The 16950-nt window shown below is 67.4% G+C and carries 16 protein-coding genes; 3 read left to right on the top strand and 13 right to left on the bottom strand.

From position 1 onward, the window contains the following. Positions 1-89 precede the first annotated feature (89 nt). Genes LH19_RS13460 through hutI form a run of 5 tightly spaced genes read right to left on the bottom strand, consistent with a single transcriptional unit; the run spans position 90 to position 5845 of the window. The gene (locus LH19_RS13460; RefSeq protein ID WP_054728816.1) at positions 90-653 is read right to left on the bottom strand and encodes a HutD/Ves family protein; all 564 of its coding nucleotides are present in this window, start codon (positions 651-653) and stop codon (positions 90-92) included. Beyond that, positions 650-2320, bottom strand: a complete 1671-nt coding sequence (gene hutU, locus LH19_RS13455) for a urocanate hydratase (RefSeq protein WP_054728813.1) — start codon at positions 2318-2320, stop codon at positions 650-652. The genes LH19_RS13460 and hutU overlap by 4 nt, the downstream gene beginning before the upstream one ends. Continuing rightward, positions 2317-3123, bottom strand: a complete 807-nt coding sequence (hutG, locus tag LH19_RS13450; RefSeq protein WP_054728811.1) for an N-formylglutamate deformylase — start codon at positions 3121-3123, stop codon at positions 2317-2319. Before hutG ends, hutU begins: the two co-directional genes overlap by 4 nt. After that, positions 3120-4649: a histidine ammonia-lyase gene (gene hutH, locus LH19_RS13445; RefSeq protein WP_054728809.1), complete on the bottom strand. Its 1530-nt coding sequence runs from the start codon at positions 4647-4649 to the stop codon at positions 3120-3122. The genes hutG and hutH overlap by 4 nt, the downstream gene beginning before the upstream one ends. After that, on the bottom strand, positions 4646-5845 hold the full coding sequence (hutI, locus tag LH19_RS13440; protein ID WP_054728808.1) for an imidazolonepropionase: 1200 nt from the start codon (positions 5843-5845) through the stop codon (positions 4646-4648). Before hutI ends, hutH begins: the two co-directional genes overlap by 4 nt. Positions 5846-5930: 85 nt before the next feature. On the opposite strand from hutI, the gene LH19_RS13435 reads away from it, so the two are divergent. Beyond that, positions 5931-7310 (top strand): formimidoylglutamate deiminase, encoded by a 1380-nt coding sequence (locus LH19_RS13435; RefSeq protein ID WP_054728806.1) that lies wholly within the window; start codon positions 5931-5933, stop codon positions 7308-7310. Next, positions 7307-8017 carry a histidine utilization repressor gene (gene hutC, locus LH19_RS13430; protein WP_054728800.1) on the top strand — a complete coding sequence of 237 codons (711 nt, stop codon included), beginning with the start codon at positions 7307-7309 and terminating at the stop codon, positions 8015-8017. Before LH19_RS13435 ends, hutC begins: the two co-directional genes overlap by 4 nt. Before the next feature lies 1 nt (position 8018). Here hutC and fdhD read toward each other — a convergent pair whose 3' ends face one another. From fdhD to LH19_RS13390, 8 genes are all read right to left on the bottom strand, one after another. After that, positions 8019-8735, bottom strand: a complete 717-nt coding sequence (fdhD, locus tag LH19_RS13425) for a formate dehydrogenase accessory sulfurtransferase FdhD (protein ID WP_082396328.1) — start codon at positions 8733-8735, stop codon at positions 8019-8021. A gap of 65 nt (positions 8736-8800) precedes the next feature. After that, entirely contained in the window at positions 8801-9043 is a 243-nt protein-coding gene (locus LH19_RS13420) for a formate dehydrogenase subunit delta (RefSeq protein ID WP_054728794.1), read from the bottom strand. After that, a complete protein-coding gene (fdhF, locus tag LH19_RS13415) occupies positions 9040-11886 on the bottom strand; it encodes a formate dehydrogenase subunit alpha (protein WP_054728791.1) in 2847 nt (948 codons plus the stop codon). The genes LH19_RS13420 and fdhF overlap by 4 nt, the downstream gene beginning before the upstream one ends. Positions 11887-11890: 4 nt before the next feature. Further along, positions 11891-13531, bottom strand: coding sequence for an NADH-ubiquinone oxidoreductase-F iron-sulfur binding region domain-containing protein (locus tag LH19_RS13410; protein ID WP_054728788.1), 1641 nt, complete (start codon positions 13529-13531; stop codon positions 11891-11893). Next, entirely contained in the window at positions 13528-13995 is a 468-nt protein-coding gene (locus LH19_RS13405) for a formate dehydrogenase subunit gamma (protein WP_054728785.1), read from the bottom strand. Before LH19_RS13405 ends, LH19_RS13410 begins: the two co-directional genes overlap by 4 nt. Before the next feature lie 88 nt (positions 13996-14083). Continuing rightward, entirely contained in the window at positions 14084-14986 is a 903-nt protein-coding gene (locus LH19_RS13400) for a LysR family transcriptional regulator (RefSeq protein ID WP_054728782.1), read from the bottom strand. 18 nt (positions 14987-15004) lie between these two features. Further along, the gene (locus tag LH19_RS13395) at positions 15005-15256 is read right to left on the bottom strand and encodes a hypothetical protein (RefSeq protein ID WP_054588423.1); all 252 of its coding nucleotides are present in this window, start codon (positions 15254-15256) and stop codon (positions 15005-15007) included. Beyond that, positions 15256-16308 (bottom strand): Glu/Leu/Phe/Val dehydrogenase family protein, encoded by a 1053-nt coding sequence (locus LH19_RS13390; RefSeq protein ID WP_054728780.1) that lies wholly within the window; start codon positions 16306-16308, stop codon positions 15256-15258. Before LH19_RS13390 ends, LH19_RS13395 begins: the two co-directional genes overlap by 1 nt. Before the next feature lie 125 nt (positions 16309-16433). Here LH19_RS13390 and LH19_RS13385 point away from each other — a divergent pair, with 125 nt between their 5' ends. After that, positions 16434-16898, top strand: a complete 465-nt coding sequence (locus tag LH19_RS13385; protein WP_054588421.1) for an Lrp/AsnC family transcriptional regulator — start codon at positions 16434-16436, stop codon at positions 16896-16898. The last annotated feature ends 52 nt before the right edge of the window (positions 16899-16950 follow it).

Below are 16950 nucleotides of genomic sequence, written 5' to 3'. Positions count from 1 at the left end.
CAATCGTTGGAGCGAGGTTAACCCCCGCTGCGCGGATTTTGTCATTGCTGTGATCTTTTAATTAAATCCAATATCTTGGACTGCGATATTCAGCAGGTATCGAATAAAGATGCCGCAACCACGGGAGGCTCGATATCGAGCTCGCCAAGGTGTCCGGCGTCGATCAGCAGCGCATCATAGGGTTCCAGATCGAAGGCTTTCGCAGCTTGGCGCACCGTGGTTCTTTCTGTCGCGAACAACAAGGTCGCGTTGGCGGTGCCCGGCGCTACCAGCGTGCAACGATCCAGTTCGGCGCGCATGGCGGCGCGCCGGACCATGATGTTGAGGACGCGGACCGGTCCATCGCGCGGCGCGGCCGTCACGGCGGTTTCGCCTGCGAAGGCGAGCGCAGGGTCGCCGGGCCGAAGGCGACGGTCGCCCGGTCCGTCGATCGTCAGGTCCAGCGTGCCCTCAAGCAGCAGCAGGAGGCGGTCGACCCCGGCGAAGGTCGAGAAAGGCCCGGCGGACGCGATCGTCGCGATGCTTGCGCGCCAGAGGAAATCGTCATCGCCCGCGCCCACCGGGTAAATGGCGACGTCGCTGGTTGTGCCGCCGCCGTTTCGCCACGGACGAGCCTTGCGCCCGTTCGCCCGCAAGAGCCGGATGCCCGTCACCCGAGGATGCCGGGCAGGTCCAGTTGCTTGGCGCGGGCATGGTCGAGCGCGATGTCATAGCCTGCGTCGGCGTGGCGCATGACGCCGGTTGCGGGGTCGTTCCACAGCACGCGTTCGAGCCGCGCGGCAGCTTCGGGCGTGCCGTCGGCGACAATCACCATGCCGCTGTGCTGCGAAAAGCCCATGCCGACGCCGCCGCCATGGTGCAGCGACACCCAGGTCGCGCCGCTGGCGGTGTTGAGGAGGGCATTGAGTAACGGCCAGTCGCTGACCGCATCGCTGCCGTCGCGCATCGCTTCGGTCTCGCGGTTCGGCGAGGCGACCGAGCCCGAATCGAGATGGTCGCGGCCGATGACGACGGGGGCCTTGAGTTCGCCGTTTGCCACCATCTCGTTGAACGCGAGGCCGAGCCGGTGGCGGTCGCCGAGCCCGACCCAGCAAATGCGCGCGGGCAGGCCCTGAAAGTGGATTTTCTCGCGCGCCATGTCGAGCCAGCGGTGGAGATGCGCATTGTCGGGCAGCAACTCCTTGACCTTGGCGTCGGTCTTGAAGATATCCTCGGGATCGCCCGACAGCGCCGCCCAGCGGAACGGGCCGACGCCGCGGCAGAAGAGCGGGCGGATATAGGCGGGGACGAAGCCGGGGAAGTCGAAGGCATTTTCGACGCCCTCGTCCTTGGCGACCTGGCGGATATTGTTGCCGTAATCGGTCGTCGGCACGCCCGCCGCCTGAAAATCGAGCATCGAACGGACATGCTTCGCCATCGATGCCTTGGCGGCCTTCGCTACCGCCTGCGGGTCGCTTTCGCGCTTTTCGATCCATTCGGCGACGCTCCAGCCCTCGGGCAGGTAGCCGTTGACCGGATCGTGCGCGCTGGTCTGGTCGGTCAAGAGGTCGGGGCGGATGCCGCGAGCATAAAGTTCGGGGAGGAGCTCGGCGGCGTTGCCGAGCAGGCCGACCGAAACGGGCTTCTTCTCGGCGCAGCTCTTTTCGATGATCGCCATCGCTTCCTCGATCGTCGTCGCCGAGGCGTCGAGATAGCCGGTGCGCAGGCGCATTTCGATGCGGCTCGGCTGGCATTCGATCGCGAGGCACGAGGCACCCGCCATCACCGCGGCGAGCGGCTGGGCGCCGCCCATGCCGCCGAGCCCGGCGGTGAGCAGCCATTTGCCCGCGAGATCGCCGCCATAATGCTGGCGGCCCATCTCGACGAAGGTTTCGTAGGTCCCCTGCACGATACCCTGCGTACCGATATAGATCCACGACCCCGCAGTCATCTGGCCGTACATCGCGAGCCCGCGCTTATCGAGTTCGTTGAAATGGTCCCAGTTCGCCCAATGCGGCACGAGGTTGCTGTTCGCGATCAGCACGCGCGGGGCGTCGGCGTGGGTGCGGAACACGCCGACGGGCTTGCCCGACTGGACGAGCAGCGTCTGGTCGCTTTCGAGCCGCTTCAGCGTCTCGACGATCCGGTCATAGCTTTCCCAGTCGCGCGCGGCGCGGCCGATGCCGCCATAGACGACGAGTTCCTCGGGGCGCTCGGCGACGTCGGGATGCAGATTGTTCATCAACATGCGCAGCGGCGCTTCGGTGAGCCAGCTTTTCGCGTTGAGTTCGGTGCCGGTGGGCGCCTTGATGATCCGGCTGTTGTCGAGACGGGTGGTCATGCTTGTCCTTTCGCAAAGTCGAGGGTCGCGGCGATCACCTGTTCGAGCACGGGCCGGATCGCGGGGCGGGGGTCGAGGGAAGAGGGCCAGTTGGCGTCGGTGAGTTCGGCGGGCTCGGCCATGTAGCCGCGCTGCGCGAGTTCCATCTGGATCGCGTGGATACCCTCGTCGGGGCGGCCGTAGTGGCGCGTCGTCCAGCCGCCCTTGAAGCGGCCGTTGACGACATGGCTGCGGCCGCTGGTCGCGCAGATCGCCGCGACGGTGGTTTCGAGCGCGGGATCGCAAGTGGCGCCGCCGTTGGTGCCGATGTTGAACTGCGGCAGTTCGCCGTCGAACAGCCGCGGAACATGGCTGCGGATCGAGTGGGCGTCGTAGAGGACGACGCGGCCGTGAAGCGCGCGCAGGCGGGCGAGTTCCGCCTCCAGCGCCTCATGATAGGGGCGGTGGTAGAGGTTCAGACGCTGCATGATTTCCGCCTCGTCGGGTTCGCCGAAGCGATAGAGCGGATCGCCGTCGAAGGTCGTCGTCGGGCAAAGCTCGGTCGTCGCCTGCCCGGGGTAGAGCGAGGCGCCCGACGGATCGCGATTCATGTCGATGACACTGCGCGAGATGTCCGTGGCGACCAGCGTGGCCCCCAGATCGGCGGCGAAGGCGTAGAGGTCGGCGATCCACCAGTCGGTATCGAGCTGCGCAAGCCAGGGCGAAACATATTGTTCGTCGAGCCCTGCAAGCCCGGTGCCGCCGTGCGGAAAGGCGATCGCCAGCGGCGCTTCGCCGCGCCTGATGTCGAGCCAGCCGGTCATGCGATACCGGGCAAGGCGCCATCGGCGGTCGCGGCGAGCGCGCCCGAGCGGATCAGGGCATTTGCCGCCTCGATATCGGGATGGAAATGGCGGTCGTCGGCGAGCGTCGGCACGGCGTCGCGGAGCAGGCGGTGCGCGCGTTCGAGCGCCGGGCTCGATTGCAGCGGCGCGTGGAAGTCGACGCCCTGCGCCGCGGCGAGCCATTCGATCGCGACGACGGCAATGGCATTGCGCGCCATGGCGTGCAGGCGGCGCGCGCCGTGCGCGGCCATCGAGACATGGTCTTCCTGATTGGCCGAGGTCGGGATCGAATCGACGCTGGCAGGATAGGCCTGTTGCTTGTTCTCGCTGACCAGCGCGGCGGCGGTGACCTGCGGGATCATGAACCCCGAATTGAGCCCCGGCTTCGGGGTCAGGAAGGCGGGGAGGCCCGACAGCGCGGGGTCGACGAGCATCGCGATGCGGCGTTCGGAAATCGAGCCGATCTCGCAGATCGCCAGCGCGATCATGTCGGCGGCGAAAGCGACGGGTTCGGCATGAAAATTGCCGCCCGACAAGGCTTCGTCGGTGTCGGGGAAGATCAGGGGATTGTCGGAGACGCCATTGGCCTCGATCTCCAGCGTCGCCGCCGCCTGACGCAGCACGTCGAGCGCGGCGCCCATCACCTGCGGCTGGCAGCGGAGGCAATAGGGGTCCTGCACGCGGGCGTCGTTTTCGAGGTGGCTCGCGCGGATCGGCGATCCGGCCATCAGGCCGCGCAGCGCCGCCGCGACCTCGATCTGCCCGCGATGACGGCGCAGGTCGTGGATGCGCGGATCGAACGGGGTGTCGGAGCCTTTGGCGGCCTCGGTCGACAGCGCGCCGGTGACCAGCGCCGAGCGGAACAGCAATTCGGCCTCGAACAATCCCGCGAGCGCATTGGCGGTCGAGAATTGCGTGCCGTTGAGCAGGGCGAGCCCTTCCTTCGCCGCGAGGGTGATCGGCGCGAGTCCGGCGCGGGCGAGCGCGTCGGCGGCGGGAAGCCGCTCGTCCCCGACGAAAATCTCGCCCATGCCGATCATCGTCACCGCCATGTGCGAGAGCGGGGCGAGATCTCCGCTGGCGCCGACCGAGCCTTGCGCTGGGATGACGGGGGTCAGGCCGTGGACGAGCATCGCTTCGAGCAGGGCGACGGTTTCGGGGCGGACCCCCGATGCACCCTGCGCGAGGCTGGCGAGTTTCAGCGCCATCATCAGGCGGATCACCGGCACCGGCGACGGGTCGCCGACCCCTGCGGCATGGCTGAGGACGATGTTCCGCTGCAGCGTTGCGAGATCGGCGTCGTCGATGCGGACGCTGGCGAGTTTCCCGAAGCCGGTGTTGATCCCGTAGACGGGCTCGCCATGCGCGAGGATACGGCCGACGGCGGCGGCGCTTTCAGCGATCCCGGGCGCCGACGCGGGGTCGAGCCGCGCGGCGGCACCGCGATAGATGGCGCGCCAGTCGGCGAGCGATGCGGCGCCGGGAACAAGCAAGATATCGGTCATCGACCACTCCAGATGCGGGCATGGAGCGGGTTCAGCCCCATGCGATAGACGAGTTCGGCGGGACGTTCGACGTCCCAGATGGCGAGGTCGCAGCGCTTGCCGGCTTCGAGCGTGCCGATCCGGTCGGCGAGGCCCAGCGCGCCCGCGGCATTGCGGGTGACGCCGGCGAGGCATTCGGCAACGGTCAGGCGGAACAGGGTTGCGCCCATGTTCATGACGAGGAGGAGCGAGGTCAGCGGCGAGGTGCCGGGGTTGCAGTCGGTCGCGAGCGCGATCGGTACGCCCGCGGCGCGCAGCGCGTCGACCGGCGGCAGCTTGGTCTCGCGCATGAAATAATAGGCGCCGGGGAGCAGCGTTGCGACGGTGCCGGCCTTTGCCATCGCGGCGACGCCGTCATCGCCCAGATATTCGAGGTGGTCGGCCGACAGCGCGCCATATTGCGCCGCGAGCGCCGCGCCATGCTGGTTCGACAATTGCTCGGCGTGGAGTTTGACGGGCAGGCCGGCCTGTTTCGCCGCCTCGAATACGTGGGCCGTCTGTTCCGCGGTGAAGCCGATCCCCTCGCAAAAGGCATCGACGGCGTCGGCAAGGCCGAGCCGTGCGATTTCCGGCAGCATCGTATCGACGATCGTCGCGATATAGGCATCGGGGTCGCCGGCATATTCGGGCGGCAGCGCGTGCGCGCCGAGAAAGGTCGTGGCGATCCGCACCCGCCGTTCGGCGCCGAGCCGCCGTGCGGCGCGGAGCATGCGGATTTCGCTGGCGGTATCGAGGCCATAGCCCGACTTGACCTCGACCGTCGTCACGCCCTCGGCGAGCAGCGCGTCGAGGCGGGGCAGGGCGGTTGCGACGAGTTCGTCCTCGCTCGCGCCGCGCGTGGCGCGCATCGTCGACACGATGCCGCCGCCGGCGCGGGCGATATCTTCGTAGGACGCGCCGTCGAGCCGCATCTCGAATTCCTGCGCGCGGTTGCCGGCGTGGATGAGGTGGGTGTGGCAGTCGATCAGCCCCGGGGTGATCCAGCGCCCGTCGCAGCCGATGCTTTCGGCGGCGTCGAAGGCAGGCGCATCGTTCGCCGGGCCGGCATAGATGATGGCGCCATCGCGCGCCGCGACGACGCCTTGCTCGACGACGCCCATGCCGCCGTCGGCCATCGTCGCGAGCCTTGCGTCTTTCCACAGCGTATCACAGCGCATCGGATTGCCTTCTCTCTTCCCGGTTCCAATGATTGCACAAATCGGGCAATAATGTATAGACATAATTTCACGACGGGAGACGATCATGAATTCGGCGCAGCAAACGGACGATCTTCACCTGTTTTTCGATCATATGTTGCTGCCGGCCGGCTTCGCGCGCGGCGTCCGGCTGACGATCCGGGACGGGCTGATCGCGGCGGTCGAGTCGGATGCCGCGCCCCGGCCCGGCGACGAACGCCACGGCTGCGGGGTGCCGGGAATGCCCAACCTCCACAGCCATGCCTTCCAGCGCGGCATGGCGGGGCTGGCCGAACGCCGCGGACCCTCGGGCGACAGCTTCTGGACGTGGCGCGAGGTGATGTACCGCTTTCTCGGCCGCATGACCCCCGACGACCTGCGCGCGGTCGCGGCGCTCGCCTATATGGAGATGCTCGAGGGCGGCTTCACGCGCGTCGGCGAGTTTCATTATCTCCACCATGATATCGGCGGAGCGGCGTTCGCCGATCCGGCGGAAATGAGCCGCGCGATCGTCGCGGCGGCGGACGAAAGCGGCATCGCGCTGACCTTGCTGCCTGTCCTTTATTCCTATGCCGGTTTCGGGGCGCAGGCGCCGCAGCCCGCGCAGATGCGCTTCGTCATGGATCTGGACCGTTACGCCCGGCTGCTCGACGGCGCCGATGCCGCGGCGCGCGGTTTGCCCGACGCGATCGTCGGCATTGCGCCGCACAGCCTGCGCGCCGTGTCGCCCGACCAGCTTGCGGCGCTCGCCGGTATCGGTGCCGGGCGTCCGGTCCATATCCATATCGCCGAGCAGGTGAAGGAGGTCGCCGACTGCCTCGACTGGAGCGGGCAGCGGCCGGTCGAATGGCTGCTGGGTCACGCCGCGGTCGACAAGCGCTGGTGCCTCGTCCATGCGACCCACATGACGCCCGACGAAAGTGAAGCGCTGGCGAAAAGCGGCGCGATTGCCGGGCTCTGCCCGATCACCGAAGCCAATCTGGGCGACGGCCTGTTTCCGGCCGAGACTTTTCTGGCGGCGGGCGGGCGCTTCGGGGTCGGGAGCGATTCGAACGTGCTGATCGATGTGAGCGAGGAATTGCGCTTGCTCGAATATGGCCAGCGCCTGCTGCACCGTGGCCGCAACATGCTGGCGCGCGGCGAAGGGCGCTCGACCGGGGCGGACATCTATGCCGCTGCGGTAGACGGCGGCGCGGCGGCGCTCGGTGTTACGGGCGGCCTGACGGTGGGGGCGCCGGCCGATATCGTCGGCCTCGACCTCAGTCACCCCTCGCTTGCCGGGAAAGCGGGTGACGCGTTGCTTGATGCCTATGTGTTTGCCGCGGGGCGAAGCGCGATCGATAGCGTGTGGCGGCGGGGCGAGCGGCTGGTCGAGCGCGGGCGGCATCGCCAGCGGGCACGGATCATCGAGCGTTACGCCGCCACGCTGGACCGGCTGACGGCGTGAAGCGGCCGCTCCACGACCGTATCCGATCGGATTATGAGGCGCGCATCCTGTCGGGCGCGCTGCCGCCGGGCGAGCGGCTGCCGACCGAGCAGGAACTGATGCGCCATTATGATTGTTCGCGGATGACGGTGAACAAGGCGTTGTCGGCGCTGGCCGCCGCCGGGCTGATCGACCGGCGCAAGCGCGCGGGCACCTTCGTCGCGCGGCCGCGTGTCCATTCGATGGTGCTCGACGTCCCCGATCTCGAACAGGAGGTCGTCCAGCGCGGGCAGCATTATCGCTACGCGCTGTTGCGGCGCGAGGTCCGGGCGCCCGATCCGGACAGCGACGAAGAGATGCTGCTGGCGGGCAAGGGCAGGCTGCTGGTGCTGGATGGCGTGCACCATGCCGATGGGGTGCCGCTCGCCAGCGAGCAGCGGCTGGTCAGCCTGTCGGCGGTGCCCGAGACCGAAGCGGTCGATTTTGAGGGCGCGTCGCCCGGTGCGTGGCTGCTGAAACATGTGCCGTGGACGCAAGCCGAGACCCGCATTGCCGCAGTTGGTGCCGACCGCGAAACCGCCGCGGCGCTCAACCTGCTGCCCGGCGCGCCCTGTCTGCTGATCGAGCGGCGCACATGGCGCGGCGACGACGGGATCACGCTGGTGCGGCAGCATTTCGTCGGGGCGGCCTATGACCTGATCGCGACCTTCGGGCCGGCGAAGGGGTAGCTTAGCGGGGGACCGCGAGCATGGCGTCGGGCCGCGCGAGGACGCGGAGTTCCAGCCCTGCCTCGGTCGCGCGTTCGACGGCCAGTCTTGTGGGCGCCGAGATGGTGACGAGCAAAGGGCAGTCGGCGAGGATCGCCTTTTCCACGAGTTCGAACGAACAGCGCGAGGACAGCAGGGCGAAGCCGCCGTCCCACGCCGATCCGGCGCGGCGCATCGCGCCGATGAGCTTGTCGAAGGCATTGTGGCGTCCGACGTCCTCGCGGACCAGCCTGATCGTGCCGTCGGGGCCGGCCCAGGCGGCGGCGTGGACGGCGCCGGTACGCCGGTTGAGCGCCTGATGGTCGGCAAGGCTCGCGAGTGCGCGGAACACCGCATCTTCGCTCGCCGAAGAGGTGGCGGTGACGTGCGGCAGCGGACGGATCGCCTGTTCGAGATTTTCGATCCCGCAGAGGCCGCAGGAGGAGTCGGTCGCGCGGTGGCGGACGCGGTCGAGCAGCGCGCCGGTGCGTTCGGCGGGCAGGTTGGCGCGCGCGACGACGCCGCGTTCGGTGCGATGGAGCGCGACCTCGACCACTGCGTCGCCGGGCAGTTGCAGCCGTTCGGCGATCAGGAAGCCGGCGACGAGATCCTCGATATCGGCCGGGGTCGCCATCAGCACCGCATAGCCGATGCCGTTGAATTCGAGCGCGATCGGGACTTCTTCGGCGAGTTCGCGCATCACATTGCCGCGGTCGCCGTCGGGCGTCAGACGGACGAAAGGCTGCTCGGCGGCCGGCCTGCCGCTCAAGCTGCGGCAATCCGCTCGACCGCTGCGGCGGCGATCGGCGACAGCGCCTCCGGGCGTTCCCCGGCGAGCCTGATGATGTTGCGGCGCATCGCGGGATCCCAGAAGCTGCGAATATGGTCGGCGACCATGTCGGCCGCGCGCTCGCCGCCCTCGGCCGCCAGATTGCGCGCGATCTGGTTCGCCATATAGACGAGCCGGTCCGCGGTCGACATGACCCCCTCTTCTTGTGCGTCGCTCATTCGGCGGCCTCTACCGACATGATGCGGCGGCTCTGGCGGGCCTGCTCGGCATAATCCTCCTGCCAGTCGGACGGGCCGTTCGACAGGCCCACCTGCACCGCCGTCACCTTATACTCGGGGCAATTGGTCGCCCAGTCCGAATAGTCGGTGGTGATGACATTCGCCTGCGTGTCGGGGTGGTGGAAGGTGGTGTAGACGACCCCCGGCGCGACGCGTTCGGTGATCAGCGCGCGCAGCGTCGTTTCGCCCGCGCGGCTTTTCAGGCCGACCCAGTCGCCGTCCTTGATGCCGCGATTTTCGGCGTCGAGCGGATGGATTTCCAGCCGGTCCTCGGGATGCCAGGCGGTGTTGGCGGTGCGCCGGGTCTGTGCGCCGACATTGTAATGGCTGAGGATGCGGCCGGTGGTGAGCAACAGCGGAAAGCGCGGTCCGGTCTTTTCGTCGGTCGGGACATAATCGGTGACGACGAACTTGCCCTTGCCGCGCACGAAACCGTCGATGTGCATCGTCGGTGTGCCGTCGGGCGCGGCGTCGTTGGCGGGCCATTGCAGCGAGCCTTCGGCTTCCAGCCGGTCGTAATGGACGCCGGCGAAGGTCGGGGTGAGTGCCGCGATCTCGTCCATGATCTCCGACGGATGCGTGTAGGTCCAGCCGAGCCCCATTGCGTTGGCGACATGCTGGACAACCTCCCAGTCGGCATAGCCGTTGAGCGGCGCCATCACCTTGCGCACGCGCTGGATGCGGCGTTCGGCGTTGGTGAAGGTGCCGTCCTTTTCGAGGAAGGTCGATCCCGGCAGGAAGACATGCGCGTAGTTAGCGGTTTCGTTGAGGAACAGGTCCTGCACGACGACGCATTCCATCGCCGCGAGGCCGGCGGCGACATGGTGCGTATTGGGATCGGACTGGAGGATATCCTCACCCTGAATGAACAGCCCCTTGAAGCTGCCGTCGGTCGCGGCGTCGAGCATGTTGGGGATGCGCAGTCCCGGCTCGCTGTCGAGCGGCACGCCCCACGCCGCCTCGAACATCTCGCGCACCGCAGTGTCGGAGACATGGCGATAGCCCGAAAATTCGTGCGGGAAGCTGCCCATGTCGCACGCGCCCTGGACATTGTTCTGGCCGCGCAGCGGGTTTACGCCGACGCCCTCGCGCCCGATATTACCCGTCGCCATCGCGAGGTTGGCGATTGCCATCACCGTCGAGCTGCCCTGGCTGTGCTCGGTCACGCCAAGGCCGTAGTATATCGCGGCATTGCCGCCGGTCGCATAAAGCCGCGCCGCCGCGCGCAGGTCGGCGGGGTTCACGCCGGTCAGCGGCTCGATCGCTTCGGGCGAGCGGTTCGCTTCCGACACGAAATCGGCCCAGTCCTGAAATTCGTCCCAATCGCATCGTTCGCGGATGAAGGCTTCGTTGTAGAGCTTCTCGGTCACCACGATATGCGCCATCGCGGTCAGCAGCGCGACATTGGTGCCGGGGCGCAGCGGCAGGTGATGCGCGGCCTCGATATGCGGCGATTTGACGAGATCGATGCGGCGCGGATCGACGACGATTAGCTGTGCCCCCTGCCGCAGCCGCTGTTTCATCCGGCTGCCGAAGACCGGATGGGCATCGGTCGGGTTGGCGCCGATGACGAGGATGACGTCGGCCTGCTCGACGCTGTCGAAATCCTGCGTTCCCGCCGAGGTGCCGAAGGTCGTCTTGAGGCCGTAACCGGTCGGCGAGTGGCAGACGCGCGCGCAGGTATCGACATTGTTGTTGCCGAAGCCCTGCCGGATCAGCTTCTGGACGAGGAAGGTTTCCTCGTTGGTGCAGCGCGACGAGGTGATGCCGCCGACGGCGAGGCGGCCATATTTGTCCTGAATGCGGCGGAATTCGCTCGCGGTGTGCGCGATCGCCTCGTCCCAGCTCACCTCGCGCCACGGTTCGCTTACGCTGGCGCGGATCATCGGATTAAGGATGCGTTCCTGATGCTGGGCATAGCCCCAGGCGAAGCGGCCCTTGACGCAGCTATGGCCGTGGTTCGCCTTGCCGTCCTTCCACGGCACCATGCGCACCAGTTCCTCGCCGCGCATCTCGGCGCGAAAGGTGCAGCCGACGCCGCAATAGGCACAGGTGGTGACGACGGCACGGTCGGGGGTGCCGGTTTCGACGACCTTTTTCTCGATCAGGCTCGCGGTCGGGCACGCCTGCACGCAGGCGCCGCACGAGACGCAATCGGACGCGAGGAAGCTGTCGTTCTGCGAGGCGGCGACCTTCGAGTTGAAACCCATGCCCTCGATCGTCAGCGCGAAGGTGCCCTGCACCTCGTCGCAGGCGCGCACGCAGCGCGAGCAGACGATGCATTTCGACGGGTCGAAATCGAAATAGGGGTTCGATTGGTCTTTCGGCTGACCCATGTTGGTCGCGCCGTCATAGCCGTAGCGCACGTCGCGCAGGCCCACCGCGCCCGCCTGGTCCTGCAATTCGCAGTCGCCGTTCGCGGCGCAGGTCAGGCAGTCGAGCGGGTGGTCGGAGATATAAAGCTCCATCACCCCGCGGCGCAGCTGCTTCAGCCGCTCGGTCTGGGTCCGCACGACCATGCCCTCGGCGATCGGGGTGGTGCAGGAGGCGGGATAGCCGGCGCGCCCCTCGACCTCGACGAGGCAGAGGCGGCACGAGCCGAAGCTTTCGACATTGTCGGTCGCGCACAGCTTGGGGATCGCCCCGCCGCTCAATGAGGCGGCGCGCATGATCGAGGTGCCTTCGGGCAAGGTGACGCTCTGCCCGTCGATGGTCAGCGTGACATTGTTGCCCGTCGCGATAGCAGGCGGGGTGCCAAGGTCGGTTTCGCGGGTGAAGCCCATGTTCTTACTCCGCCGCTGCAAGGACCGGCGCGGGCGCACCGAAGTCTTCGGGAAAATGATCGAGCGCGCTCAGCACCGGATAGGGGGTGAATCCGCCGAGCGCGCAGAGCGATCCATATTTCATCGTGTCGCACAGGTCGCGGAGCAGCGCGGTCTGGGCGCCGAGGCTGACGTCGATGCGATCGGGCGCGCGCGAGTAGAGGGCTTGGTCTAAAAACCCCGTTTGCCCTGAGCTTGTCGAAGGGCTGTTCTTTCTTTCGACGTCCGCAGAGAAGGACGGTCCTTCGACAAGCTCAGGACGAACGGAAGATGGTACGGGTCTACCAGCTATAATGCGGTCCATAATCTCGACCCCGCGGGTCGACCCGATCCGGCACGGCGTGCATTTGCCGCAACTTTCGGCGGCGCAGAATTCCATCGCGAAGCGCGCCATATGTGCCATGTCGACGCTGTCGTCGAAGACGGTGATCCCGGCATGGCCGATCAGTCCGCCCGCCGCGGTGAACGCTTCATAATCGAACGGCAGGTCGAACATCGACGGCGGGAAATAGGCGCCCAAAGGCCCGCCGACCTGTACCGCGCGCACCGGGCGGCCGCTGGCGGTGCCGCCGCCGATGTCGTTCACCAGTTCGCCGAGCGTGATGCCGAAGCCGACCTCGAACAGGCCGCCATGTTTCACATTGCCCGCGAGCTGTACCGGCATCGTCCCGCGCGAGCGGCCGAAGCCGACGTTGGCATAGGCTTCCGCACCTTCGGCGAGGATGAAAGGCACGGCGGCAAGACTCAGCACATTGTTGATCACCGTCGGCTTGCCGAACAGACCGGAGAGGGCGGGGAGCGGGGGCTTGGCCCGCACCTGTCCCCGCCTGCCCTCGATGCTGTCGAGCAGCGCGGTTTCCTCGCCGCAGACATAGGCGCCGGCGCCCGCGCGCACTTCGAGCGTGAACGGCGCAATGCGCCCGGCCGACAGCGCAATCGCGTCGCGCATCGTCTGGATCGCGAACGGATATTCGCTGCGGATATAGATATAGCCGTGGCTTGCGCCGACCGCATGTGCGGCGATCGCCATGCCCTCGATCAGGCAAAAGGGATCGCCTTCCATCAGCATGCGGTCGGCGAAGGTGCCGCTGTCGCCCTCGTCGGCGTTGCAGACGATATATTTCGTTGCGCCGGGCGCATCGAGCACGGTCTGCCATTTGATGCCGGTCGGGAATCCGGCGCCGCCACGGCCGCGCAGCCCGCTGGCCTTGACGGCGTCGACCACCGCCTGCGGTTCGGCGGCGCGCGCGATGTCGAGGCCGATCCAGCCGCCATGCGCAGCATAGTCGGCGAGGCTCAGCGGGTCGACGATGCCGCAGCGCGCGAAGGTGAAGCGTTGCTGTCTGGCGAAAAAGGGCAGGGCGGCGATTTCGCCGAGGCAGTTCGGATGGGTGCCGTCGAGGATGGCTGCGACGTCGGCGGGCGTCACCGGGCCATAGGCAATGCGGCGGTCCCCGGCTTCCACCTCGACCAGCGGCTCGATGACGAACAGCCCGTGCGATCCGGTGCGGACGACCTCGCATCCGGCGTCGGCAAAGGCGCGCGCGACCTCGTCGGCGCCGAGCGCCACCGACGCCATATCGCGGCTGATGAAGACGCGCGTCATGCCGCGACCTCGGCAGCGATGCGATCGAGCGCCGCACTGTCGATCCGCGCCACCGGGCGCCCGTTGATCAAAGCGTTGGGGCCGATGGCGCACAGGCCAAGGCAATAGACGGGTTCGAGCGTCACCTGTCCGTCGCGCCGCGTCTCGCCCATCGCGACGCCCAGCCGTTCGGCAGCGGCGGCCTCGACCGCCGCGCCGCCGCGCGCCTGGCAGCTTTCGGCGCGGCACAGCTTGACGATATGGCGCCCCGCCGGCTGGCGGCGATAGTCGTGGTAGAAGGTCAGGACGCCGTGGACATCGGCGCGGCTGAGGTTCAGTGCCGCCGCGATTGCCGGGACGAGGGTGTCATCGATATATCCTATCTCGTCCTGCACCATGTGCAGCAACGGCAGCAGCCGGTCGCGTCCGCTGCCTTCGCGGCGGACCCAGCCGTTGATGAGCCGCTTCGCTTCGTCCAATCCCATGTACGCCATCCTTTTCCGGCCAAAGTCAGTGGCGCAGGGGCGTGCACAGGTCAAATCGATCTGCGCCATGTTTGATAGATTTTATCTATCAAGAAAGGTGGTAGCCCTGCGGTAGCCGCAACTCGCGGGCCACCGCCAGCACGCTTTGCGCGAGCGGGCCCATCGGGGTGCGGTCGGAGACGATGACACCGATCCGGTTCGCTTCGCCGGTTTCGGGCAGCGGGGTGATCCGCGCCCAGTCGAGGCCCTGCAGCAGCAGCGCGTGATTGTCGGGCATGATCGAGCAGAGATGGCCCTGCCGGACGATCGCAAGCAGCGCGATATAGCTGTCGGCGGTAACGATCGGCCGCAACGCGAGCCCGAGCGCGGCGAGATGGGCGTCGAGAATCCGCCGGTTCTGCATCCCCTGATGCAGCAGGCAGAGCGGCAGGCGGGCGAGGTCGTGCCAGTCGGGCCGGTCGGGAACCGCGATGCCATCCTTGGCGCTGACCAGCCGGCTGCGCTCGCTGTAGAGCGGGACGGCGAGGGCGTGGGCGGGCGGCTCGAAATCGAGATAGGTGACCCCGGCGTCGAGCTCGAACGCCGCCAGTTCGCGTTCGATCTGGCGCGAGGTGAGCGCGCGCACCTGGACATTGAGGTCGGGGAAACGCGCGCGGATCGCCTCGACGAGAAAGCCGGTCGCGGGCATCGAGGCCGGGATCGCGCCGAGCCGCAACTCGCCCTTCAAGGGGCCATGCGCCGTGCCCGCGACCTGTTCGAGCGCGTCGGCGGCGGCGATCAACTGCCGCGCCCACGGCAGGATCGCCTCACCCTCGGGGGTCAGCCCGGCATATTTGCGGTCGCGGACTATCAGCCGCTTGCCGAGCTGCCCCTCAAGCGTCGCGATCCCCGCCGACAGCGTCGGCTGCGACACGTTGCAGCTTGCGGCGGCGCGGCCGAAATGCCGTTCGCGATGGAGCGCGAGGAAATATTCGACGAGGCGCGTCTGCATCGGCGGCTTGTGCCGGTCTCAGGCGGCCGCGACAAGCCTCTCGTGCCGGTAGACGCGCACCGCGAGCACAGTGAACCCCTCGCGCAGCTTGGCGGCGCAGCATTCGGCCTGATGGCGGTCCATCGTGTCGACCGCGACCTCGATCCGCATGCGATCGCCGTCGACCTGCGCCTTCAACTGCGTCGGGACGATCGAGCGCTGCGCGAAGAAACCGGCGATCCGCGGCAGGACCTGCGGATCGACGACGGCATCGATTCCGAAATGCCACATCAGGCGGCCACCCGCTGGGCGCCGGCGATGACCTGTTCGGCCATTTCGTCGGCGACGGCGGCGGGCGAGCGGCCCTCGCGTGCCGCGCGTTCGAGGATCGCCGTCACGCGCGGGCCGATCTGCGCGACGCGCCGCGCGACATGCGCCTCGTCCTCGCCAAGATATTCGGCCGAGACGTTGATGATGCCGCCGGCGTTGACGACATAGTCGGGGGCATAGGTGATGCCGCGCTCGACAAGCAGGCCGGCGACCTCGGGTGTCGCGAGCTGGTTGTTGGCGCCGCCGCACACGAGCTTTGCCTTCAGCCGCGCGACGCTATGCGGCGTCAGGGCGCCGCCGAGGGCGCAGGGCGCGAAGATATCGGCGTCGACTTCGGCGATTTCTTCGACATCGACGACCTTCGCACCGAGGATATGCTGGAGCCGGTCGCGGCGCGCCGGGCTCGGGTCGGCGATGACGAGGTGCGCACCGGCATCGGCGAGGCGGCGGCAGAGGTCGGCGCCGACATTGCCGGTGCCCTGTACCGCGACCGTCAGGCCGTCGAGGTCGCTGTCGAGCGCGAAGCGGGCGGCGGCGCGCATCGAATCGAAAACGCCTTTGGCGGTCCACGGCGACGGATCGCCGCCCGCGAGGCCTTCGAGCGGTTTCAGCCCCGCGACATGGCGCGATACGCTCGCCACCTCGTGCATGTCCTCGACCGTCGTGCCAACGTCTTCGGCGGTGATGTAAGAGCCGCCGAGGTCCTCGACCGCACGGCCGAAGGCGCGGAACAGTGCGGCGCGGTCGAACGGGCCCTCTGGCCGCCGCAGCACCGCCTTGGCGCCGCCCAGCGGCAGGCCGGCGAGGGCGTTCTTGTAGCTCATGCCCTCGGCGAGGCGCAGTGCATCGGCGAGCGCGGCATCGATATCGGGATAGGTCCAGAAACGGCAGCCGCCGGCACCGGGGCCAAGCGTCGTCGAGTGAATCGCAATGACACCGTCGAGCCCCGTCTGCGCGTCGTGGAGGCGGACGCACTCCATCGGCGGGTTCAGGCGGCTGGGACGGGTGACCATGAATATTCTCCTTCTGACAGGCAGCGACTTATCGCCGCAAAAGCAGGAAAAAACTTGATCGCATTTCCGTCTTCGGCCCCCAATGTGGGATGGTATGATCGACAAATTGAGGTTATGGGGATGAAATGACCGAACTTGATCCTTTCGAGATAAAGATCATCCGCGAATTGCAGCGCGATGCGAATCAGACGACGGCGGAGATCGCCGAGCGTGTCGGCTTGTCGACCTCGCCCTGCTGGCGGCGGATCGACCGGCTCGAGCGCGAAGGGGTGATTCGCAAGCGCGTGGCGGTGATCGACCGGCGCAAGGTGGGCCTCAACGCCCATATTTTCGCGCAGGTAAAGCTCAACGCGCACGGCCGCGCCAACCTCGACGAATTCGGCGAGGCGATCCGTTCCTTTCCCGAAGTGCTCGACGCCTATGTCCTGATGGGGACGACCGATTTCATGTTGCGCATCGTTGCCAAGGATATCGATGCTTATGAGCGCTTCTTCTTCGACCGGCTGAGCAAGCTGCCGGGGGTGCAGGAAATCAATTCCACGGTCGCCCTGTCGGAGATCAAATCGACCAACGAGTTGCCGATCGGTTAGGCCTCGCCCGCGGAGCAAATATATTCCGACGCAGGGCATAGTCTTGGCCATG

It is taken from the genome of Sphingopyxis macrogoltabida, assembly GCF_001314325.1.
Classification (GTDB): Bacteria; Pseudomonadota; Alphaproteobacteria; order Sphingomonadales; family Sphingomonadaceae; genus Sphingopyxis; species Sphingopyxis macrogoltabida.
Note: the sequence above shows the minus strand (reverse complement) of the source record. Positions and strands in the feature narration are given on the sequence as shown.

Excerpts from the sequence above, each read along its gene's own strand:
- LH19_RS13390 (WP_054728780.1), bottom strand. The coding sequence starts at position 16,308 with ATGGTCACCCGTCCCAGCCGCCTGAACCCGCCGATGGAGTGCGTCCGC.
- LH19_RS13385 (WP_054588421.1), top strand. The coding sequence starts at position 16,434 with ATGACCGAACTTGATCCTTTCGAGATAAAGATCATCCGCGAATTGCAG.
- LH19_RS13420 (WP_054728794.1), bottom strand. The coding sequence starts at position 9,043 with ATGAGCGACGCACAAGAAGAGGGGGTCATGTCGACCGCGGACCGGCTC.
- LH19_RS13435 (WP_054728806.1), top strand. The coding sequence starts at position 5,931 with ATGAATTCGGCGCAGCAAACGGACGATCTTCACCTGTTTTTCGATCAT.
- LH19_RS13395 (WP_054588423.1), bottom strand. The coding sequence starts at position 15,256 with ATGTGGCATTTCGGAATCGATGCCGTCGTCGATCCGCAGGTCCTGCCG.
- hutU (WP_054728813.1), bottom strand. The coding sequence starts at position 2,320 with ATGACCACCCGTCTCGACAACAGCCGGATCATCAAGGCGCCCACCGGC.
- hutI (WP_054728808.1), bottom strand. The coding sequence starts at position 5,845 with ATGCGCTGTGATACGCTGTGGAAAGACGCAAGGCTCGCGACGATGGCC.
- LH19_RS13410 (WP_054728788.1), bottom strand. The coding sequence starts at position 13,531 with ATGACGCGCGTCTTCATCAGCCGCGATATGGCGTCGGTGGCGCTCGGC.
- LH19_RS13405 (WP_054728785.1), bottom strand. The coding sequence starts at position 13,995 with ATGGGATTGGACGAAGCGAAGCGGCTCATCAACGGCTGGGTCCGCCGC.
- fdhD (WP_082396328.1), bottom strand. The coding sequence starts at position 8,735 with ATGCGCGAACTCGCCGAAGAAGTCCCGATCGCGCTCGAATTCAACGGC.
- LH19_RS13400 (WP_054728782.1), bottom strand. The coding sequence starts at position 14,986 with ATGCAGACGCGCCTCGTCGAATATTTCCTCGCGCTCCATCGCGAACGG.
- hutG (WP_054728811.1), bottom strand. The coding sequence starts at position 3,123 with ATGACCGGCTGGCTCGACATCAGGCGCGGCGAAGCGCCGCTGGCGATC.
- fdhF (WP_054728791.1), bottom strand. The coding sequence starts at position 11,886 with ATGGGCTTCACCCGCGAAACCGACCTTGGCACCCCGCCTGCTATCGCG.
- hutH (WP_054728809.1), bottom strand. The coding sequence starts at position 4,649 with ATGACCGATATCTTGCTTGTTCCCGGCGCCGCATCGCTCGCCGACTGG.